18 protein-coding genes are annotated in these 19,863 nt (G+C 71.1%); 12 read left to right on the plus strand and 6 right to left on the minus strand.

Annotated elements, in window-relative coordinates; translation table 11 throughout:
- The first annotated feature begins 195 nt into the window (after window positions 1–195).
- The 3 genes from D0Z08_RS18415 (at window position 196) to D0Z08_RS18425 (ending at window position 4,383) form a co-directional block, all read left to right on the plus strand.
- Complete coding sequence (locus D0Z08_RS18415; RefSeq protein WP_118926727.1) at window positions 196–930, plus strand: DinB family protein; 735 nt, start codon at window positions 196–198, stop codon at window positions 928–930.
- 142 nt (window positions 931–1,072) lie between these two features.
- Window positions 1,073–2,686, plus strand: a complete 1,614-nt coding sequence (gene fadD8, locus D0Z08_RS18420; protein ID WP_118926728.1) for a fatty-acid--CoA ligase FadD8 — start codon at window positions 1,073–1,075, stop codon at window positions 2,684–2,686.
- Between the two features lie 299 nt (window positions 2,687–2,985).
- On the plus strand, window positions 2,986–4,383 hold the full coding sequence (locus tag D0Z08_RS18425) for a hypothetical protein (protein WP_118926729.1): 1,398 nt from the start codon (window positions 2,986–2,988) through the stop codon (window positions 4,381–4,383).
- A 2-nt stretch (window positions 4,384–4,385) separates the two neighbouring features.
- On the opposite strand, the gene D0Z08_RS18430 is transcribed toward D0Z08_RS18425, so the two are convergent.
- Window positions 4,386–5,117 (minus strand): type III secretion system chaperone family protein, encoded by a 732-nt coding sequence (locus D0Z08_RS18430; RefSeq protein ID WP_118926730.1) that lies wholly within the window; start codon window positions 5,115–5,117, stop codon window positions 4,386–4,388.
- 19 nt (window positions 5,118–5,136) lie between these two features.
- Window positions 5,137–5,964 carry a crotonase/enoyl-CoA hydratase family protein gene (locus tag D0Z08_RS18435; RefSeq protein ID WP_118926731.1) on the minus strand — a complete coding sequence of 276 codons (828 nt, stop codon included), beginning with the start codon at window positions 5,962–5,964 and terminating at the stop codon, window positions 5,137–5,139.
- Window positions 5,965–6,011: 47 nt separating this feature from the next.
- On the opposite strand from D0Z08_RS18435, the gene D0Z08_RS18440 reads away from it, so the two are divergent.
- Together D0Z08_RS18440 and D0Z08_RS18445 are read left to right on the plus strand one after the other, a co-directional pair.
- Window positions 6,012–7,682, plus strand: a complete 1,671-nt coding sequence (locus D0Z08_RS18440) for an acyl-CoA synthetase (RefSeq protein ID WP_118926732.1) — start codon at window positions 6,012–6,014, stop codon at window positions 7,680–7,682.
- A complete protein-coding gene (locus D0Z08_RS18445; protein WP_118926733.1) occupies window positions 7,682–8,788 on the plus strand; it encodes an NAD(P)H-dependent flavin oxidoreductase in 1,107 nt (368 codons plus the stop codon). Before D0Z08_RS18440 ends, D0Z08_RS18445 begins: the two co-directional genes overlap by 1 nt.
- 20 nt (window positions 8,789–8,808) lie before the next feature.
- On the opposite strand, the gene D0Z08_RS18450 is transcribed toward D0Z08_RS18445, so the two are convergent.
- A complete protein-coding gene (locus tag D0Z08_RS18450) occupies window positions 8,809–9,960 on the minus strand; it encodes a WD40 repeat domain-containing protein (RefSeq protein WP_118926734.1) in 1,152 nt (383 codons plus the stop codon).
- 311 nt (window positions 9,961–10,271) lie between these two features.
- Here D0Z08_RS18450 and D0Z08_RS18455 point away from each other — a divergent pair, with 311 nt between their 5' ends.
- The gene (locus D0Z08_RS18455) at window positions 10,272–11,693 is read left to right on the plus strand and encodes an LVIVD repeat-containing protein (RefSeq protein ID WP_147381469.1); all 1,422 of its coding nucleotides are present in this window, start codon (window positions 10,272–10,274) and stop codon (window positions 11,691–11,693) included.
- On the opposite strand, the gene D0Z08_RS18460 is transcribed toward D0Z08_RS18455, so the two are convergent.
- On the minus strand, window positions 11,645–13,114 hold the full coding sequence (locus D0Z08_RS18460) for a MurL-like N-terminal domain-containing (protein WP_118926736.1): 1,470 nt from the start codon (window positions 13,112–13,114) through the stop codon (window positions 11,645–11,647). The two genes, D0Z08_RS18455 and D0Z08_RS18460, sit on opposite strands and share 49 nt — an antisense overlap.
- Before the next feature lie 61 nt (window positions 13,115–13,175).
- Between D0Z08_RS18460 and D0Z08_RS18465 the strand changes: the two genes are divergently transcribed.
- Genes D0Z08_RS18465 through D0Z08_RS18490 form a run of 6 tightly spaced genes read left to right on the plus strand, consistent with a single transcriptional unit; the run spans window position 13,176 to window position 17,635 of the window.
- Window positions 13,176–13,643, plus strand: coding sequence for a MarR family winged helix-turn-helix transcriptional regulator (locus D0Z08_RS18465; RefSeq protein ID WP_182481380.1), 468 nt, complete (start codon window positions 13,176–13,178; stop codon window positions 13,641–13,643).
- A 4-nt stretch (window positions 13,644–13,647) separates the two neighbouring features.
- Complete coding sequence (locus D0Z08_RS18470; protein WP_118926738.1) at window positions 13,648–14,832, plus strand: sensor histidine kinase; 1,185 nt, start codon at window positions 13,648–13,650, stop codon at window positions 14,830–14,832.
- Between the two features lie 5 nt (window positions 14,833–14,837).
- The gene (locus D0Z08_RS18475) at window positions 14,838–15,515 is read left to right on the plus strand and encodes a response regulator transcription factor (RefSeq protein ID WP_118926857.1); all 678 of its coding nucleotides are present in this window, start codon (window positions 14,838–14,840) and stop codon (window positions 15,513–15,515) included.
- Between the two features lie 58 nt (window positions 15,516–15,573).
- Window positions 15,574–16,185, plus strand: coding sequence for a DUF2867 domain-containing protein (locus D0Z08_RS18480; RefSeq protein WP_118926739.1), 612 nt, complete (start codon window positions 15,574–15,576; stop codon window positions 16,183–16,185).
- Entirely contained in the window at window positions 16,182–17,195 is a 1,014-nt protein-coding gene (locus tag D0Z08_RS18485; RefSeq protein WP_118926740.1) for a hypothetical protein, read from the plus strand. The genes D0Z08_RS18480 and D0Z08_RS18485 overlap by 4 nt, the downstream gene beginning before the upstream one ends.
- Entirely contained in the window at window positions 17,192–17,635 is a 444-nt protein-coding gene (locus D0Z08_RS18490; protein ID WP_118926741.1) for a DUF6463 family protein, read from the plus strand. Before D0Z08_RS18485 ends, D0Z08_RS18490 begins: the two co-directional genes overlap by 4 nt.
- Here D0Z08_RS18490 and D0Z08_RS18495 read toward each other — a convergent pair.
- Window positions 17,592–18,605 carry an acyl-CoA dehydrogenase family protein gene (locus D0Z08_RS18495; RefSeq protein WP_118926742.1) on the minus strand — a complete coding sequence of 338 codons (1,014 nt, stop codon included), beginning with the start codon at window positions 18,603–18,605 and terminating at the stop codon, window positions 17,592–17,594. The genes D0Z08_RS18490 and D0Z08_RS18495 overlap by 44 nt on opposite strands.
- Window positions 18,606–18,615: 10 nt before the next feature.
- Window positions 18,616–19,803: an acyl-CoA dehydrogenase family protein gene (locus D0Z08_RS18500; protein ID WP_118926743.1), complete on the minus strand. Its 1,188-nt coding sequence runs from the start codon at window positions 19,801–19,803 to the stop codon at window positions 18,616–18,618.
- Window positions 19,804–19,863 lie beyond the last annotated feature (60 nt).

The raw sequence follows: 19,863 nt of genomic DNA on the forward strand, positions 1-19,863 counted from the left end.
CAACTCCCACGACCAAGACCCGGAGAACCGGCGGCACCAGCGCCGGCGATCGCGCACGCCCGAAACGGATCCCGATCAGCGCCACGGCACCGAACCGCTCAGCGAGCCGCCCCGTGAAACGTCGAGGCTAGGTGCGGACCCGGGCGCTGGATGCTGTCGGTCAGGACTGTCCCCGGCATCGGTGATGATCGAGGGATGACGACCTATTCCGGCACGAAGGAGTTCGAAGGCGCGACCTTCGTCAAGGCGAGCTTCAAGGGCGCCACCCTGCGATTCTCCGATGTCAGCGGTGTGAGGATGCGCAGCGTCGATGTTGACGGACTCGACATCGACAGCCACGACCTGTTCTTCGGCAGCCTCTTCGTCAATGGGGTCGACGTGGTGCCGCTCGTGGATGCCGAGCTCAACCGGCAGTTCCCGGGCCGCGAGCTGCAGAAGGCGCAGACGCCCGAAGGGCTGCGCGAGGGTTGGGTCGCTGTGCAGAGCGCGTGGCAGGCGACGGTGGCGGGCACGCCGCCGGACCTGGTGGACGCCCACGTCGACGACGAGTGGTCCTTGGCCCAGACCCTGCGGCACCTCATCCTGGCGACCGACGCCTGGCTCCGCGGCGGGATCCTGCGGATGCAGCAGCCGTTCGACGAGATCGGCCAGATCTTCTCCGGTGCCGACGAGATGGGCTTCGACATGTCGATCTTCCGCGTCGACCTGCCGGTCTACGAGGAGATCCTCGCGGTGCGGGCCGAGCGACAGCGGCTGGTGACCGACTTCCTGGCCACGGCCACGGCGGAGTTGCTCGCGGAGGGACGCGAGAACCCGTGGGGCGGCGGAGACTGGCGTCCGAGCGTCGGTGACTGCATTCGCGTCATCCTGGAGGAGGAATGGGCGCACCTGCGCTACATCCGACGGGATCTCGCTCTTATGCGTTGCTGACGGTCAGCGCGGGAGCCCGCGCTCGCGGGCGAAGGCCACAGCGCGAACGCTTGGCCATGCGCGGAACCTACCGGCGTGCGGATTCCCAAGGGGCGGAACGCGGACCTTGTCGGCAATCTAGAACACGTTCTAGTGTGGGTGCATGGACGACACCCTGCGGATCGGCGCCCACAACGGCCACCTGATGGTCGCTTCTCTCAAGCGGCACAAGGACCGTCCCGTCATCCACCTGGGCGACGTGACGCTGACGGGCGGGGAGGTGGCCGCGCGGATCAGCCAGTACGTCCAGGCCTTCGAGTCGCTCGGAGCCGGCACCGGCGCGCCCGGGGCGCTGCTCGCGCTGAACCGGCCGGAGGTGCTCTTCATCCTCGGCGCTGGCCAGACCCAGGGCTATCAGCGCACCTCGCTGCACCCGCTCGGCTCGGCCGACGACCACGCCTACGTCATCAACGACGCGGGCATCACGACGCTGATCATCGACCCCTACTTCGCGGAGCGCGCGGGCGAGCTGCTCGAGAAGTGCCCCGGTCTCAAGCAGGTGCTGACCATCGGTCCGGTGCCCGAGTCCCTGGCGTCCGTGGGCTCGGACCTCACCGCCGTCGCGGCGACGTTCGAGCCGCAGCCGCTGCACGCACGCACGCTGCCGCCGGACCACATCGTCTCGCTCGTCTACACCGGCGGCACGACCGGCAAGCCGAAGGGCGTCATCGGCACCGTCCAGGCGATGAACACGATGAGCCAGGTCCAGCTGGCCGAGTGGGAGTGGCCGGCGAACCCCCGCTTCCTGATGTGCACGCCGCTGTCACACGCTGGCGCTGCGTTTTTCGTGCCGACCGTGATCAAGGGCGGCACCCTGTTCGTCTCCGCGCGGTTCGACCCGGCCGAGGTGCTGGCGACGATCGAGGAGAAGAAGATCAACTCGCTCATGGTCGTGCCGACCATGCTCTACGCCCTGATGGACCACCCGGACTCGCGGACCCGGGACCTGTCCTCGCTCGAGACCGTCTACTACGGCGCATCCGCCATCAACCCGGTGCGGCTCAAGGAGGCGATCGAGCGGTTCGGCCCGATCTTCGCCCAGTACTACGGCCAGTCCGAGGCGCCGATGGTGATCACCTACTTCGCCAAGGGCGACCACGTCGACGCGGACGGCAAGCCGTACGACAAGCGGCTGACGTCCTGCGGGCGCCCGGCCGCGTTCCTGCGCACCGCGCTGCTCGGCGAGGACGGGCAGCCGGTGCCGCAGGGGGAGCCGGGGGAGATCTGCGTGGCGGGCCCGCTGCTCGCGGGCGGCTACTGGCAGCTGCCGGAGCAGACCGCGGAGACGTTCCGTGACGGCTGGATGCACACCGGCGACGTCGCGCGGGAGGACGAGGACGGCTTCTGGTACATCGTCGACCGCACCAAGGACATGATCGTCACCGGCGGGTTCAACGTCTTCCCGCGAGAGGTCGAGGACGTCGTCGCCGAGCACCCGATGGTCGCGCAGGTCGGCGTCATCGGGACGCCGCACGAGAAGTTCGGCGAGGCGGTCACCGCGATCGTCGTACTCCGTCCGGACGCCGCGCGGGACGACGACTCCCTCGCCCGGATGACCGAGGAGATCCGGGCCGCGGTCAAGGAGCGCAAGGGCTCGGTGCACGTCCCCAAGGACGTGATCGTCGCCGACGCGCTCCCGCTGACGGCACTCGGGAAGCCGGACAAGAAGGCGCTGCGCGCGCAGTACTGGGAGGGGCAGGGCCGCACCGTCGGCTGACCCTCCCGGCCTCACCGTCGACACCAAGCCGTGTCGGGCGTCCTAGCCCGAACAGGCGGGGGCAACCCTTAACCTTCGAGGTCAGTGCCACCGGTGGTCGGGGGCGGCCATCGAGGAGGACGCACGTGTTGTGCACCAACTGTGGTTCGGAGCCCACCGCGGGCACGAAGTTCTGCAGCACCTGTGGGACGGCGGCCGTGCCTGCCGCCGAGCCGACGCTGGTGCCGCCCGGACCGCCGCCGACCAGTCCACCTCCGGCCAGTCCACCTCCGACGGCCGCGCTCCCGACTGCGCCGCCCATGCCGCCGCCGCCCGTCGCGCCGCCGGCGGCGGCGGGCGGCAAGCCCTTCGACGTCACCCGGCTGTTGGCCGGCAACTGGACCGGCTCGGCCGGCGTCGCGCTCGTGATGCTGGCGACTGCGGGTGTCCTGAGCACGGCGCTCGGACTGATGGCCAAGCCCGAGGACTTCGGGATCGACAACACCCTGACCGGCGTGATGATGATCCTGGCCGCCACGTTCGGCGCCGACGCGTTCCTCGAGGGCGAGTTCCTCGGTGACGACCTGGAGATCGACACCTTCACCAGTACCTATCCGCTGACGGTCACGATCATCACGTTCGCCGTCGGCGTGCTGGCGTTCCGCCGCATGGTCCGCTCCTACTCGAGCGTGGTGCCGGCACTGGGCGACGTCCTTCGGGTCGCCCTGTTCGTCGCACTTCCCCTCTTCGTGGGCTCCCTCGTGTTCCGGTCCGACCTCGACGAGCTCGGCGGTGGCTGGATCGCCGAGGCGGGCGACGAGGTGAGCAACGGCGACTCGGCGACCTGGGGCACCAGCGCACCGAGCGCGCTGTTCGTCTCCTTCGGGCTGGTCGCCCTCGTCCTGGCGTTCGCGTGCCTGGCGCGGCGTGACTGGTGGCCGGGACAGTCCCGGCCGGCCGCGGAGTGGCTTGCGCCCGCCGTCCAGGGCGTCGCGCTGATGGCGGTGCTGCTGCCGCTCTGCGGCCTGATCGGGCTGGGTCTGCTCATGTTCGGGCCCGACAACGACAACGACCTGCACGACACGTCGACCGACGAGACGTGGGCGGCGATCGCGGTGCTCGCCGGCGGGCTCGGCAACGGCGGTCAGGCGCTCCTCGGCCTCGGGTCCGGTGCGGAGCTCGGCGCCGGCGGAGAGTACGAGGCGAGTGGGGGACTGTCGGACGAGGACGAGACCGACGAAGAGTTCCACCGGCTGGCCTGGTACGCCGGTGACGAGGGCGAGGAGCCGGCCCTGTGGGCAGCGCCCGCGATCCTGCTCGCTGTCCTGGTCGGCTGCGCTGCCTGGGTCGCGTCGCGAAGTCGGGAGGTGTCCCACGTGGCGCGCAACCTCGGCATCTGGTGCCTGCTGCTTCTCGTCGCCGTGCCGTGGCTGATCCGGCTGGCGAACCTCCACGGCGCCGGGAGCTACGACTTCGACGACGAAGAGGCCGAGTTCAGCGGCTTCGTCGGCCTGGCCGGAGGCGAGGCGACGTTCTACACCTTCCTGATCGCGGTCGCGGTGTCGATCGTGATCACGTGGATCCGCGGCGGGCTGAGTGCCGCGCAGCTCCGGGCGCTCCTCGGCCGGTTCCAGGCGAACCCGGGCAGCGCCGCGCCGCCGCCCCCGCCTCCGTCGTACCCGCCGCCCCCGCCGCCCCCGCCGTACGAAGGTCGCTGACGTCAGCGCGGAGGCTCGCCCAGCAGCCGCATCCGGACGTGCTCGGGGATCCGGTCGAGGACGGCGTCCATGAAGTGCAGCTTGGCCTCGATCTCCTGGGGCGAGTGCTGCCCCGCACGGATGACCAGCATCGAGTCGCCCTCGAGTCGCCAGGCGAGCTCGGGGTGGTGCATCACCACCGCGACGACGTCGGGGTGGAGCACGTCGAGGGCGAACTCCGGCGACGGCGAGGTGACGGTGAAGAACTGGTCGAACGCCGGGTTGCCGACCTGGACGTCCCGGCCGGTCACGGCGTTGATCAGGCTGCCGAACGTGCTGGTGGGTCCGACCGCCAGGCCGGGCGTCGGCAGGCCGAGGCTCAGAGCGACCACCGAGTAGTGGTGGTGCTGGGTGCGGCGGTTCCCAGTGCGCGAGCCGGTGATCCTCCCACTGCCGGAGCTGGTGACGTAGTCGTAGTCGAACGCCACGAAGGGGCGGCCGTCGTGGCGTCCGAGGAAGACGTTGGTCGCGCTCCGGCTGTAGCCGTTGCCGAACGGCGGGCCGCCGAACCGGCTGACCAGTGACGGGTCGCTCTGCCGGTACTCCCACTCCCGCTGAATGGCATATCCGGCCAGCGCCGCCCGCCGCTCGGCCGCCCGCTTCTGGGCCTGGATCCCGCCGTAGATCCCGACGGCGGCGATGCCTACGCAGAACACGGCTCCGAAGAGGAACCCGGCCAGACCGGAGAGATCCATGCCCGGCAAGGTATCGGGGCTACCGTCCCTTGAACTCGGGTTTGCGCTTCTCCATGAACGCGCGCGGACCCTCCTTGGCGTCGTCGGAGGCGAACACGGCGGCGCCGACCCGGGCGTCGTCGGCCCAGCAGTCGTCCTCGTGCTTGCCCTCGGAGTCCCGCATCGTCCGCAGGATGGCCTGCACCGCGAGCGGGCCGTTGGCGGCGATCAGGTCGGCGAGCTCGTGTGCCTTGGCGAGGGCCTGGCCGTCCGGGACGACGTGGCCGACCAGGCCGATCTCCTTGGCCTCCGGCGCCTTCACGTGCCGGCCGGTCAGCAGCAGGTCGGCGGCGACGGTGTAGGGGATCTGACGGGGGAGCCGTACGGCGGACCCGCCCATCGGGTAGAGGCTCCACCGCGCCTCGGACACGCCGAACTTCGCCGACTCGCCGGCGACCCGGATGTCGGTGCCCTGGAGGATCTCGGTCCCGCCGGCGATCGCCGGCCCCTCGACCGCCGCGATGAGCGGCTTGGTGAGGCGGAAGCCCTTGAGGAGGCCCTTGATGACGGACGGGTCGTACTCGCCGGACTCGAAGCTCTCCGAGGGCGGCCGCTTGTTCATCGACTTGAGGTCCGCGCCCGCACAGAACGCGCCGCCCGCGCCGGTGAGGATGCACACCCGGACCTCCGGGTCGGAGTTCACCCGGTCCCAGGCCTGCTCCATGATCGCGAGCATCTCGCCGGACAGCGCGTTGCGCACCTGGGGCCGGTTCATGGTGACCACGAGGGTGTGCCCGACCAGCTCGACGAGGCAGTGCGGCTCCTCTTGTGCGGTGTCGGTCTTCGTCTGTCCATCCGTGGTCGTCATGCGAGCCACGCTAGCGAAAAACTGGAACGTGTTCTAGTCTCGGAGCTGTGGCCTTGAACATCGCTGACCTCTTCGAACACGCCGTCGACGCCGCCCCGCCGGACCGGCCTGCCGTCAAGGTGGGCGCGCGCACGATCACCTACGCAGAGCTGGAGTCCGAGAGCAACAAGCTCGCGCACTTCCTCGCCTCGCGCGGCATCGGCGCGGGCGACCACGTGGGTCTCTACGCCAAGAACAGCATCGAGCACGTGATCGCCCTGCTGGCGATCCTCAAGGTGCGGGCCGTGGCGATCAACGTGAACTACCGCTACGTCGCGGGCGAGCTCGACTACATCTTCGACAACGCCGACCTCAAGGGCCTGGTGCACGACCGGGTCTACAGCGACCTGGTGGCCGAGGTGTCGCCGAAGCACCAGCTGCTGCAGACGTTCGTCGTACTGCCCGACCCCGTCGAGCCGGACGACGCGAGCGACTTCTCGTCGTACGACGGGGTCCTGCTCGCCGACGCCGTCGCCGACCAGAGCGACGCCCGCGACTTCGGGGAGCGCAGCCCCGACGACATCCACATCATCTACACCGGCGGCACCACCGGCTATCCGAAGGGCGTCATGTGGCGCCACGAGGACTTCTGGCGGGTGCTGGGCGGCGGCATCGACTTCACGACCGGCGAGCCGCTCAGCGAGTACGACCAGTCGAAGAAGGCCGCCGAGCCGGGGCTGATCACCTTCCCGCTCAGCCCGCTCATGCACGGCGGTGCCCAGGCCAGCCTGCTGATGCACCTCTTCTCCGGACAGCTCACCATCCTCGAGCCGAAGTTCGACCCGGTGCGGACCTGGGAGATCGTCGACCGCGAGCAGTGCCACATGATGTTCATGACCGGCGACGCGATGGCGCGGCCGCTGATCGAGGCCTACGAAGCCGGCCCCGGAAATGGGCAGAGTTTCAGCGGGCAGTCGCTGTTCGCGATCGCCAGCAGCGCTGCCGTCTTCAGCAAGGCGGTGAAGGAACGCTGGATGGCGCAGTTCCCGAACGCGATCTTCACGGACTCCGTCGGCTCGTCGGAGACCGGCTTCCAGGGCACCGGGATGCAGGACGCGAGCGCCCTGTCGACCGACGGCCCGGTCGTGTCGATCGGACCGAACACCGCGGTCATCTCCGACGAGGGCCACGTCCTCGACCCGGTCGCCGACGTCGGCAAGGTCGGCCGCACCGCGCGGTCGGGCAACGTGCCGGTCGGCTACTACAAGGACCCGGAGAAGTCGGCGCGCACGTTCTACGAGATCGACGGTGTCCGCTACTCGGTCCCGGGCGACTTCGCGCGGCTCGAGGAGGGCAACCGGATCACGCTGCTCGGCCGCGGCTCGAACTGCGTCAACACCGGCGGCGAGAAGGTGTACCCCGAAGAGGTCGAGATGGCCATCAAGGGGCACCCGGCGGTGTACGACGTACTCGTGGTCGGCCTGCCGGACGAGAAGTACGGCCAGACCGTGGCCGCCGTCGTCCAGCCCCGGGAAGGCCAGAAGGTCGAGCTGGAGGAGCTGCGGACCTTCCTGCGCACCCACCTGTCCGGCTACAAGCTGCCGCGGGTGCTCACCCTCGTCGACGAGATCCCGCGCAATGCCACCGGCAAGGCGCAGTACCCGGCTGCCAAGGAGATGGCGCTGAGCGCCCAGGCCGCCGGCACCGCCCAGACCGCCACCAACGGAGCGAACGCCTGATGCACACCGCCCTCTGCGATGCCTTCGGCATCGAGTACCCGATCTTCGCCTTCACGCCCTCCGAGCACGTCGCCGCCGCGGTGTCCCGCGCCGGTGGCCTCGGCGTCCTCGGCTGCGTCCGCTTCAACGAGGCGGACGAGCTCGACAAGGCGCTGACGTGGATGGACGAGAACACCGACGGCAAGCCGTACGGCGTCGACGTCGTGATGCCGATGAAGATCCCCACCGAGGGAACATCGACCGATCTCGCGGAGTACATCCCCGGCGAGCACAAGAAGTGGGTCGACGAGACCCTGCTCAAGCTCGGCGTGCCGCCGCTGCCCGAGGGCGAGGGCCGGGAGGGGGTCCTCGGCTGGCTGCATTCGATGGCCCGCTCCCACGTCGACGTCGCGCTCCAGCACCGGCCGGTGCTCATCGCGAACGCCCTCGGCACCCCGCCGAACGACGTGATCGAGCAGTGCCACGAGGCCGGGCTGAAGGTCGCTGCGCTCGCGGGTGCGCCGAAGCACGCGGTGAGCCACGTCGCCAACGGCGTCGACATCATCGTCGCCCAGGGCTACGAGGCGGGCGGCCACACCGGTGAGATCGCCTCGATGGTCCTCACCCCGGACATCGTGGACGCTGTCGGGCCCGACGTGCCCGTGCTCGGTGCCGGCGGCATCGGGTCGGGACGGCAGATCGCGGCCTCGCTCGCCCTCGGTGCGCAGGGTGTGTGGACCGGGTCGATCTGGCTCGGCACCGAGGAGTACCGCAACCTGGCCGGCAACAAGGGCTGGGAGACCGCGTTCCTCCGGGCGACCTCGTCCGACACTGTCCGCACCCGGATCTACACCGGGAAGCCCGCGCGGCTGCTCAAGACCAAGTGGACCGAGGCGTGGTCGGAGGAGGACGCACCGGCGCCGCTGCCGATGCCGCTCCAGAACCTCCTGGTCGCCGACGCGCACAACCGGATCAACGCCTCCGGGGACCCGGACGTGATCTCGATGCCGGTGGGCCAGATCGTCGGCCGGATGAACGAGGTTCGCCCGGTCGTCGAGGTGATGTCGGACCTGGTCGCCGAGTTCGAGGCGACGGTCAAGAAGCTCGACGGGATCGCCGGGATCTGATCGATCCCGGCGACTCCGCCTCAGGGCGTCGGGGTGCCGGCGAACCTCGCGTAGAGCCGTTGCTGAACGCCGTCGAAGTGGGTGAACTGGCCGCCGGCGTGGAGGTAGTTGTCCTCGATCACGAGGGCCCAGCCGCCGCCCAGGAGCCCGGTGGTCTTCGGGTCCCACGAGGTCGGGGCACCGGTGGCGAAGTCGACGCTCGCCAGGGAGGGCCGCTTGACGCCGTACTCCGTGAACTGCGAGAAGTGTCCGCCGATGTAGATCTCGGTCGGCGAGACCGCGACCGCCTGCACGTTGCCGCTCATCTTCGTGCCCCACACGTGGTTGTTCGACACGGTCGGCCGGTAGGCGTAGAGGAAGTTGTTCTCCGTGGTGGCGTAGACCCAGCCGCCGTCGGGACTCACCGCGACGGTGATGACCACGCCGCCGAAGGAGGAGCGGTTGAAGGACGTGGGAACTCCCGTGCCGGCGTTGATGCCGCCGAAGTAAGCACGCGCGACGCCGCGGATCTTCGTGAAGGCCCCGCCCACCCAGACGGTGGACCCGTCCGGTGACACCCGGACCTCGTTGACGTTGCCGTTGATCCACGTGCTCCACGGCACCAGGTCACCGGTGGTCACGCCGACCGCGGCGAGCTTCTGCTTGGCGCCGCCGTCGATCGTGTCGAACCTGCCGCCGACGTACAGCCGATTGCCGTGGACGTCGAGCGACCGCACCGTCGGCACCGTTCCGGCCGTGTCCGCCTGCCAGTCCTCGATCAGGGCGCCGGTCACCGCATCGAGCGCAGCGAGGTTCTGGCGGGGCACGCCGCTGACCTCCGTGAAGGTGCCGCCGATGAACACTCGGGTGCCATCCTCGGACGCGGCGACCGCGCGGACCTCGCCGTTCGTGGTCGGAGCGAAGGCCGGGTCGGCCTTGCCGGACGGCAGGAGGGCGCCGAGGCTGGTGCGCGGGAACGCGCCGACGCCGGTGAAGCGACCGCCCAGGATGACCCGGCCGCTGTCGAGCACGGCGAGGTCGAAGACGGCCTCGCCGGAGAGGCCGGCGGTCTTGGTCGGCGTCGGTGACACGGACGCGTGCGCCGAGCCCTGGATCGCCATGGTCAGGCTGAGGCCGGCGGCGACGGCGCCGGCGAGAACGCGCAGGCGCGCGTGCAGAGTGTTCGTGGCCATGAGGCCAACCCCCAATTCGAGTGACGTGCGTGGTTGGAGCCATCGCGGGTGCGGGTGGTTGGAGCCGCCTCCTGTTGGAGCGTGTTGGAGCACACACAGGAAGAACCGCACGAGCGAGTGCTTAAGAGTACAACGGGAGTTCACTTTCGGCGCGCGGACGGCGGGGTCGGTCTAGACCGGTCTGCACCGGTCCGCACCGGTCCGGCACGCGGGAGGCACTCGACGGCCCGCCGTACATCTGGTCTGATGCGCTGGTGACGCCGCCGAGCTCGGAACGCGCTGGCGCTTGGCGCCGACTGGCACTCGCTCTCGTGGCCGCGAGCCTGATGTGTGGAGGCGCCCTCGCCGCGGCCGCCTTCGATGACGGACCGCGTTCCGCCCGTCCGGTCCCGGAGGCGACGTGCGGTCCCGGATCGCGTCCGGAGGGATCCGTCCAGGGGCGGGTGCCGAAGGCCGACTACCAGTCCGGCCGGGCCGCGCGCGGCTACACCTGCAACACCCGGATGGTCAGCCACATCGGTAAGTCCGGCGGGTTCAAGACCCTGCGTTACCGCGACGAGGCAGGCAACACCTGCGCGTACTACGACTCCAGCCCGATCATGCCGCGCGACGTCCTCGGTGACACGCTCGCCGGGGTGGGCGTGGTTGCCCTGGACATGAACGACCCCGCGCACCCACGCCGGACCGCGAGCCTGGTGACGCCGGCGATGCTGGCGCCCCACGAGTCGCTGCTGCTGCACCAGCGGCGCGGGCTGCTGATCGCAGTGATGGGCACCCTTGCCACCGCGCCGGGGATCGTCGACATCTACGACATCAGCGAGAACTGCCGGCGCCCGCGACTCCTCTCGAGCACGCCGTCGGGCCTGTTCGGCCATGAGAGCGGGCTCTCGCCCGACGGGCGGACGTTCTGGTCGGCGGGCGCCGCCGGACTGACGCTGGTCGCCGTCGACATCGCGAACCCGCGCTCGCCGAGGATCGTCTACAGCAAGGGCGGCGTCGTCTACCACGGGCTGCGGTTCTCCGCGGACGGCCGGCGGATGTACGTCGCGAACATCGGATCGCCCAGCAGCACCGGAGTCAGCGACGGTGGACTGCGGATCCTCGACGTCTCGGAGGTGCACGCCCGCAGGGACGACCCCCAGGTCAGGGTGCTGTCCGACCTGACCTGGCCGGAGCTCGCCATCCCGCAGGTGGCGGAGCCGTTCACGGTCGACGGCCACCAGTACGTCCTCGAGGTCGACGAGTTCGTCGACCTGTTCTCGTTCGACGGGCTGACCAACCTGAGTGAGTCGCCTGTCGGCGCCGCGCGGATCATCGACGTCGACGACCCGCGCCGGCCACGGATCGTGTCCGACATCCGGCTCGAGGTCCACCAGCCGGCGTACCGCACCGACGACCTGTTCCGCGATCCCGGCACGGTGTCGCCGGGCCAGGGCTACGCCGCCCACTACTGCTCGGTGCCGCGCCGCAAGAACCCACGGATCGCCGCCTGCTCGATGATCCTGTCCGGCCTGCGGGTCTTCGACATCCGCGACCCGGAGCACCCGCGCGAGGTCGCCTACTTCAACAAGCCGTCCCTTCCCGGCACCACCTTGATCCCCGAGCCCGGCTCCTACGCGATGTCGGCTCCGGCCTGGGACCCGCGGCGCCGGTCGATCTGGTACACCGACGTCCACACCGGCTTCTACGCGGTCCGCCTCACCAACGGTGCCGCTAGGTTGCTGGCGCCGTAGCTGGACCAGGCGTCGTCCGAGGCCAGGAGCAGGCGACTCGCAATGGGCCCGCGCAGGTCGGCAGGGAAGGACTCCGCGAATCCCTCGACGCCCAGGTAGCGCTCGAGGAGGAGTACGACGTCGACCGGCGGCACCTCGCGCTCGAACATGGTCATGGCGCGGCCGCGCAGCCCTCGCCGTCGGCAGAGCTCGAACGCCAGGACCGTCTCGTCGACGCCGCCGACGCACTCGAACGGAGTGTGGTCCGTCAGGCCGAGCAGCCCGCGGAACCAGGCGTCGTTCTCCGGGACGTCCAGCAGGTTGCCGAGGCCGGCGAACGTCCGCGCCACCACGTCGGCCGGCAGGTAGGCGCTGTAGCCGAGCCACACGTAGGCGCACTTGGCGCACCGTCCGCACCAGGGCTTGGCGACGTTGCAGGAGTGGGTGAAGGGGACGGAGGCCGGAGCCGCGGCGAGCATCGTGAGGATGAGCGGGTCGTAGACGGGCTTGAGCGGGCTGAAGTAGTGACAGTCGTCGATCAGCTCGGCGCGGAGGTAGCGGGCGAGCAGCTCCTCGCACTCCGTGGACTTGCCCCACTGGTGGTTGACCGACTCCCCGGTGCGCGCCCACACGACGTTGCCGCGGTCCGCGCTCCGCTCGTGCCCGAGGCAGATCCGCTTGTAGCCGTGCTCCAGCGCCAGCGGAAGGGCGACGAACAAGGACGCCGGCGTCTCGGCAGCAGTCAGGGCCGACGACCCGAGCTGGGGCGCCAGCCGTACGACGGGGCTGTCGAGGACGTCGTCGTAGGACCAGACGCGGCGCCGGCTCGTCGGGGGTGAGCCGAGGGAGTCCAGCAGGTCGTCGCACAGGGTGTGCTGCTTGTCGGCCGAGCCGTACGTCGAGCTCGAGTAGACGAGGGTGTCGCAACGGAGGCCGGCCTGCTGGAGGAGCCGCAGGGAGACGACGCTGTCCTTGCCGCCGCCGAAGAACGCGAGCGTCTCGGCCCGGTCCGGGCGGCGTCCTGGTGCCACGGACACCGGAACCGCGGGGGAGCGGCTCGGCGTCCCGCCGAGGCTCGGGCCGCGATAGTCGGGCAGGTCGTGCTCGAACCGCCACTGCGCCCACACGCCTCGGACGACCCGGGTCCAGAGCGTCCAGAACTCCTCGGTGCAGAAGCGTCCGTAGGGCCCCGGGTCGAACACCGTGGGCCGCAGGCTCACCAGCGTGTTGGCGGTGAAGGCGGCGATGTGGAAGTACACCCGTTCCATGCACTCCTCGCCGAACCGATGCTCGAGCGCGAGCAGGTCGACGTCGCCATACCAGTACGACGCCGTGAACCGCAGGTCGTCGAGGCCGAACACCAGGGACAGCTGGTGCCGCGAGCGGGTGTGGCGGCCGATCCACAAGGTGCCGGTGTCCGAGTGTCGCGGGTCGTCCGGCATCGAGGTCTCCGATATAGTTAGGCTGCCTGTCTAATATAGAAAGGTAGCCTGTCTAATGTCAATGACGCCCCGAGTGCCGCCGGCGCGACCCCTGATCGGGGTCGTCGAGGACGTCCACCGAGCGCTCCGGGACGACATGGCCCGCGCAGCGACCGCGGCCGGCTTCCCCGAGGTGCGGGCGACGCACGACGCGGTCTTCGCGTCGCTTCCCGCGGAGGGCGCCCGGATCTCCGCGATGGCGGCGGAGGCCGGGATCACCAAGCAGTCGATGGCGGAGATCGTGCGCGACCTCGAGCGGGACGGGATCGTTCGGATCGATCCCGACCCGACGGACGGGCGGGCGAAGCTCGTCAGCTACACCGAGCGGGGACTGAGGTGTGTCCATGAGGGACAGCAGCACATCGACGACGTGGAGGCGCAGCTCGCCTCGGTGCTCGGGAAGAAGCGGCTGGCAGAGCTGCGGAGGCTCCTCGGAGAGGTGATCGACGCGCTCGCTCCGGGGCTCGACAACGACCCGGCCGTAGGTTGAGGCCATGACCGCGACCGTGACCGTGACGGGCCCCGGCCCGCGCTGGCTCGGCGATGCCGCCCAGCTGGCGCTCGCCGGGCTGCTGGCGCTGGTCGTCCTCCCGGTCGGGTGGACCGCCGTGGTCGAGGGCGAGGTGGCGACGGGATGGGAGGCGGCTCTCCTCGTCGCTCTGGTGGCGGTGCACGCCGCGGTCGCGACCGCGCGACAGTGGCCGCTGGCGTCGTACGCCGTCGGGGCGGTGGCCGAGCTCGTGCTGGTCGCCGCTCCAGACCTGGGCGGCCCGACCGCGACGGCGGCGGGGAGCGACTACGGCCCGGTGCTGCTGCCGAGCAGCCTGTGCTTCTTCGTGCTGCTCTACGCGGTCAGCGCGCACGCTCCCCGGCCGTGGCCGACCGTGGCCCTGGTCGGCGGGCTGGTCGGCTGCCTGCTGACCGTGGTGCGGCTCTGGGGCTTCGCCGGAGCCGCGCTCGAGGGCTGGACCTGGTGGGCGATGCTCGGCACGGCGACGGTCGGCGGCACGGTCGCGGCCTGGGCGCTGGGGCAGTTCCGCGCCACCCGGTTGGCCTGGGTCGCGCAGCTGGCCGAGCGGGGCGCCGCCGACGAGCGCCGCCGGATCGCGCGCGAGATGCACGACGTGGTGGCGCACTCGCTCGCCGTGGTGGTGAGCCACGCCGAGGCCGGGCGGCTTGTCGTCGCCCAGTCGCCGGACCGCGCTCCCGAGATCCTCGAGACCATCGCCGGCACCGGACGAGAAGCGCTCACCGAGATGCGCGGCCTGCTCGGCGTCCTCCGCGACGACGAAGCGCCGACCGACCCCCAGCCCGGCCTGGCCGACCTCCCGGCGCTGGTCGAACGGTTGCGGGACGCCGGCCTGGCGGTGGAGTACGACGCCGCGGACCTCGCCACGGTGCCGCCCGGAGTCGGTCTCACCGCCTACCGGGTCGTCCAGGAGGCGCTGACCAACGTGGCACGGCACGCCCGCCCCGGGTCGGGCGCCCGGGTCCGGGTGGATCGCGATCCGGACGGGCTGCGGGTCGTGGTGGTCGATGACGGCGGGCCGCCTGCGGCCGGTGCGGCGCCCGGTCGGGGGCTCACGGGAATGCGGGAACGGGTCGAGGCCGTCGGCGGCAGCCTCGAGGCGGGGCCGGTCGGGACGGGCTGGCAGGTCAGCGCGAGGATGCCCCTGTGAGCGAGCTGCGCGACCGGATCAGGGTGGCTGTCGTCGACGACCAGGAGCTGATGCGCTCGGCCCTCCGGATGATGGTCGAGAGCCAGGCCGACCTCGAGCTGGTCGGCGAGGCGGCAGACGGTCACGACGCACTCGCGCTGGTGCGTGGCCGGCGCGTCGACGTCGTACTCATGGACCTGCGGATGCCACGGCTCGACGGCATCCAGGCGACCGAGATCATCACGCGCGAGCTGCCGGCGACCCGGGTGCTGGCCCTGACGACCTTCGACCTCGACGAGTACGCCTTCCCCGCGATCCGCGCCGGCGCGAGCGGGTTCCTCCTCAAGGACGCCCGCGCCGAGGAGATCGTGGACGCGATCCGCACCGTGCACGCCGGTCACGGCGTGGTCGCGCCCTCGACGACCCGGCGGCTCATCGAGCACGTCGCCGCCACCCCGGCCGACACCGGGGCGAAGGCGGCGGCAATCCGGGAGCGGCTGACGCCGCGCGAGCTCGACATGCTGCGCGAGCTGGCGACGGGCGACACCAACGCCGAGATCGCCCACCGGCTCCACCTGTCGGAGAACACCGTCAAGACCCACGTCGGCCACGTCCTGTCCAAGCTCGGGCTGCGGGACCGAGTGCAGGCCGTCGTCCTGGCCTACGAGTCCGGCCTGGTGAAGCGCTCTCACCCTCGAGGGTGAGCGAGGAGCGAACAGCGGGCGACGCGGGAACGGGTGGTCACGAAGCATCGTCGGGTGCATGACCGAGACAGCTCTTCGCACCCGACCACTTCCGCCCGAGGCCCACACCGGCCGGCCGTGGCGGATCCACGAGATCGCCCCGGACTTCCGGCTCGAGGACGTGTGGGCTCTGCCCACACCAGGAGGGCCCGACGACCTGTCGCGCCTCGTCGAGCAGCTGGCCGCCGGTGGCGACGAGCGCGACTTCCCGCTCCCGTACCGGATCCTGCTCGCGATCCGCTGGCGGCTCGGGGACCTGTTCGGCCTCGACGACGAGTCGACGGGCGTCGGGGACCGGGTGGCCTCCCTCCGGGACCGGCTGCCCGACGACCTGCGGGGGACGACCGGTCCCGGGTTTGAGAAAGTCCCGTTCGAGCCGGTGTACCTGACCGAGGACGAGTACGTCGCCGAGGTTGCCAACAGCACCGTGCACGCCCTCCTGCACCTGGGTTGGGTGGAGGACGCCTCCGTCCGGGGCGGACATCGGGCGCAGATGGCGGTGCTGGTCAAGCCCAACGGCTGGTTCGGCGAGGCCTACATGGCCTTCATCAAGCCGTTCCGCCACCTCGTCGTCTACCCGGCGTTGCTGCGCACCATCGGCCGTCAGTGGGCGCGACAGGTGTCCGCATGACCGCCCTGCTCGAGCGCACCGCGGCCCGTCCGCGCGTGCTGCAGGCGACCCCGTGGGTCGCTGCGGTCTGGGGTGTCGCGTTCCTCGCGCTGACGGCGCTGGCCGTCGTCGGCCGTACGCCGCACCCGTGGTCGCCGGAGGAGGCCTCCGCCCTGGGCGGGCTGACGGCGGGCCAGATGTCCTGGGTGATCGCGGTGACGGCGGCGATGGTCCTCGCCGCACAGGTCGTCGGCACCGTCGGACGCAGTCCGTCGATGCGCAGGATCGCCGGATGGACGCTCATCGGGCTCGGGATCGTGGTGGCGGTCGCGATCTCCGACGTGCGCGCGCTGGCGTTCCTCGGGTACCTGCCGATGTCGCTGATGGCGCTCGTCGGTGTCGGGCCCGCGGCGGGTCACCTCGACGGCTCGATCCTCATCGACTCGGCCGCCGCGCTTGCCCATGCCGTCGGCGGAGTCGCGATCGCCGTGACCGGGTTCGACCTGCTCGACCGGGCAACGGCTCTCGGCCGGGGCGGGCGTCCGGACCGGCGGCGCTGGGCCCGCGGGGGGCCAGCGGCGGTCGGGGTCGCGGTCGTCGTACCGCTGCTGTACGCCGTGACTCGGATCGCGTGGGCGCTCGACGTGCCGCTGGGAGTACGACGGGAGATGCTCGACGACCTCGGGTCGGGGCGGTACGCCGGACTCGGGCTCGCCCTGTTCGCCGTCGTCGGCGCCTGGCTCACCACCGGTCTGCGGGCGCGCTGGGGCGAGGTGTTCTGGGCGTGGGTGCCGCGGGTCGGTGGCCGCCCGGTGCCGATCGGTCTGGCGCTGGTGCCGGGACTGCTGGTGGCCGGAGCGGTCACCTCGGCCGGCCTGTCGTTCTGGCGGCTCGTCCTCACGGGTCACCTGTCGAAGGTGCCGGGGGCCACGTCGGACTGGGCCGCCTGGGCGCCGGAGCTGCTGTGGCCGGTCTGGGGCGTTGCCCTCGCGGTCGCGTGCCTGGCCTACCTCGCGAGGAGGGTCGCATGAGCAGGCGGCTGCTGAGCTGGGCGAGCGGGATCCTGCTCGTGCTCGGCGTCGGCCACGCGGTGGTCTCGGTGATCATCGACTGGTCCCGCGTCGCCGACTGGCTGGGCGACGGGCTCTGGGCGACGGTTCCGCTCATCCCCGAGCAGACCGTCGACGATCAGGCGGTCGTCGCCGCCTTCTGGGGCGGCGTGGGCAGCTTCGCCGTACCTCTGGTCCTGCTCGGCCTGCTGGTGCGACACCTGGCAGCGCGCGGGGTGCCGGTGCCTGCGTGGGTCGGCTGGGGAGTGGCCGGGTGGTGCGTGCTGGGCGGGATCATGCTGGTGCCGTCGCCGTTCTTCGTCGGCGTGGTCCCGGGCGTGCTGATCGTGCTCGCGGCGCGCGACGACCGGCCGGTCGCTACTGCGCCAGCGCCCGACCGATCGTCAGTGCCTGGTCGGTAGCGCCGCCGTACTGGAACTCGAAGCGCTTCGCCGTGGTGAAGAAGCGGTGCGCCTCGCCGTCGAGGTCGATGCCGACGCCACCGTGCACGTGCACCGTCGTGTGTGCGAGCCGGTGGCCGGCATCGGCCGCCCACAGCTTCGCGACGGCGACCTCGGTGGCAGCGGGCAGGCCCTGCTCGAGCCGCCACACCGCCTGCCACAGGGTCAGGCGCTGGCCGAGCACGTCGATGAAGCCGTCGGCGAGGCGCTGGGACACCGCTTGGAACGTCCCGATCGGACGGCCGAACTGCTCGCGCGTCTTGGCGTACGACGCCGTGAGCGCGAGCGCCCCCTCGGTGACGCCCAGCTGCTCGGCCGCGGCGCACACCGTGAGGAGCTGGCCCAGGCGATGGGGCGACGTCTCGTCACCGATCCGGGTCGCGGGCGTCGCGTCGAACGTGATCAGCGCGGTGACGTCGCCGTCGCTGGTGTGCTGCGGCTGCCGGTCGACGCTCGCGGCGTCGACCAGGTAGACACCGACGTCGCCGTCGGCCCCGGTTGCCGTGACCAGCAGGGCGTCCGCGGGCATGCCGGCCCGGACCAGGGTCTTCGTCCCGGTCAGTGCGCCCGAGGCGTCGGCGACCACGGTCGGCGCTGCCGGGAGGTGGTCCCGCTCCTCGGCGACGGCCGCGGCGTACAACGCCCGATCGGCCGGCTGGCCGACCTGGCCCAGGAACGCGACGCAGGCGCCGTGGACGGCCAGTGGCACCGGGGCGACCGTTCGGCCGACCTCGACCAGCACCCGGGCCAGCTCGACGAGCCCGAGGTCGGTCCAGTCGAAGGCGTCGCCGAGCGTCGCCCAGAGCTCGCGGTCGAAGCGGTCGCCGGCAGCCTCGACCGCCTTCATCCGGTCGGGGGTCGCCTTGTCGCGGAGGATCTCGGCCGCGAGGCCGGCGGCCTCGTCCTGCTCAGGGGTGAACAGAAAGTCCATGCTGGGTCCCTTACCTCTTCGCCGCGGGCAGGCCGAGACCCACGTAGCCGATGATGTCGCGCTGGATCTCGTTGGTGCCGCCGCCGAAGGTCATGACCAGCGACGAGCGGTGGAACCGCTCGAGCCGGCCGGCGATCGCGGCGCCGGGGGAGTCGGCGGTGATCCCGGCGTGCGGTCCCACCACCTCCATCAGGGTCCGGTAGACCTCGGTCGCGAGCTCGGAGCCGTAGACCTTCGTGGCCGAGGCCTCGGCGGGCGAGAGCGCCACACCGTGGTCGGCGTCGGCCGCGAGCTTCCAGTTGATGAGCGACAGCGCCTCGACCCGGGCGTGCGCCCGGCCGAGCGCGATCTGCACCCACTCGGTGTCGATCACCCGCGTGCCGTCCGGGCTGTGGGTCTCGGTCGCCCAGTCCCGCACCAGCTGCAGCGAGTGGATCAGCGGAGCCGCCGAGGTGAGGGCGACCCGCTCGTGGTTGAGCTGGTTGGTCATCAGCGCCCAGCCGCCGCCCCTCTCGCCGACCAGGTTGCCCGCGGGCACCCGCACGTCCTCGTAGTAGGTGGCCGAGGTGCCGACGCCGGCGACGGTGTGCACCGGGGTGTAGGAGAAGCCGGGGGAGTCCGCCGGCACCAGGATCATCGACAGCCCCTTGTGCCGGGGCTGGTCGGGCTCGGTGCGGCAGGCCAGCCAGATCCAGTCGGCGTACTGGATCAGCGAGGTCCACATCTTCTGGCCGTTGATGACCCACTCGTCGCCCTCGAGCACCGCCTTGGTCTGCAGCGACGCCAGGTCGGTGCCCGAGCCCGGCTCGGAGTAGCCGATGGAGAAGTGCAGGTCGCCGGCCAGGATCTTCGGGAGGAAGAGCTCCTTCTGCTCCTCGGTGCCGAACCGCATGATCGTGGGCCCGACGGTGTTGAGCGTCAGGTAGGGGATCGGTACGCCGGCGACGGCAGCGACGTCGGTGAAGATCAGCTGCTCGATCATCGAGCGGTCCTGCCCGCCGTACTCCTTCGGCCAGCCGATGCCGAGCCAGCCGTCCTGTCCGATCCGGCGGATGATGTCGCGGTAGACACCGGCCTCGCCGAACTCGCCGGTGGCGGACGACAGCCCGGCCCGGATCTCGGGGGTGACCAGGTCGGCGAAGTACTCACGGAGCTCTTCGCGCAGCGCGACCTGCTGCGGCTCCAACTCGACGTGCACGGCGCCTCCTGTGGCGTGGATCAATCGGGGTGTTCGTTGTCAGACTAGCGGCAAAACTGT

The organism is Nocardioides immobilis, from assembly GCF_003515065.1.
Classification (GTDB): domain Bacteria; phylum Actinomycetota; class Actinomycetes; order Propionibacteriales; family Nocardioidaceae; genus Nocardioides; species Nocardioides immobilis.

Coding starts and splice junctions, on each gene's coding strand:
- D0Z08_RS18480 (WP_118926739.1), top strand. CDS start 15,574: ATGACCGAGACAGCTCTTCGCACCCGACCACTTCCGCCCGAGGCCCAC.
- D0Z08_RS18435 (WP_118926731.1), bottom strand. CDS start 5,964: ATGACGACCACGGATGGACAGACGAAGACCGACACCGCACAAGAGGAG.
- D0Z08_RS18460 (WP_118926736.1), bottom strand. CDS start 13,114: ATGCCGGACGACCCGCGACACTCGGACACCGGCACCTTGTGGATCGGC.
- D0Z08_RS18465 (WP_182481380.1), top strand. CDS start 13,176: ATGACGCCCCGAGTGCCGCCGGCGCGACCCCTGATCGGGGTCGTCGAG.
- D0Z08_RS18490 (WP_118926741.1), top strand. CDS start 17,192: ATGAGCAGGCGGCTGCTGAGCTGGGCGAGCGGGATCCTGCTCGTGCTC.
- D0Z08_RS18430 (WP_118926730.1), bottom strand. CDS start 5,117: ATGGATCTCTCCGGTCTGGCCGGGTTCCTCTTCGGAGCCGTGTTCTGC.
- D0Z08_RS18450 (WP_118926734.1), bottom strand. CDS start 9,960: ATGGCCACGAACACTCTGCACGCGCGCCTGCGCGTTCTCGCCGGCGCC.
- D0Z08_RS18415 (WP_118926727.1), top strand. CDS start 196: ATGACGACCTATTCCGGCACGAAGGAGTTCGAAGGCGCGACCTTCGTC.
- D0Z08_RS18470 (WP_118926738.1), top strand. CDS start 13,648: ATGACCGCGACCGTGACCGTGACGGGCCCCGGCCCGCGCTGGCTCGGC.
- D0Z08_RS18425 (WP_118926729.1), top strand. CDS start 2,986: ATGCCGCCGCCGCCCGTCGCGCCGCCGGCGGCGGCGGGCGGCAAGCCC.
- D0Z08_RS18445 (WP_118926733.1), top strand. CDS start 7,682: ATGCACACCGCCCTCTGCGATGCCTTCGGCATCGAGTACCCGATCTTC.
- fadD8 (WP_118926728.1), top strand. CDS start 1,073: ATGGACGACACCCTGCGGATCGGCGCCCACAACGGCCACCTGATGGTC.
- D0Z08_RS18485 (WP_118926740.1), top strand. CDS start 16,182: ATGACCGCCCTGCTCGAGCGCACCGCGGCCCGTCCGCGCGTGCTGCAG.
- D0Z08_RS18495 (WP_118926742.1), bottom strand. CDS start 18,605: ATGGACTTTCTGTTCACCCCTGAGCAGGACGAGGCCGCCGGCCTCGCG.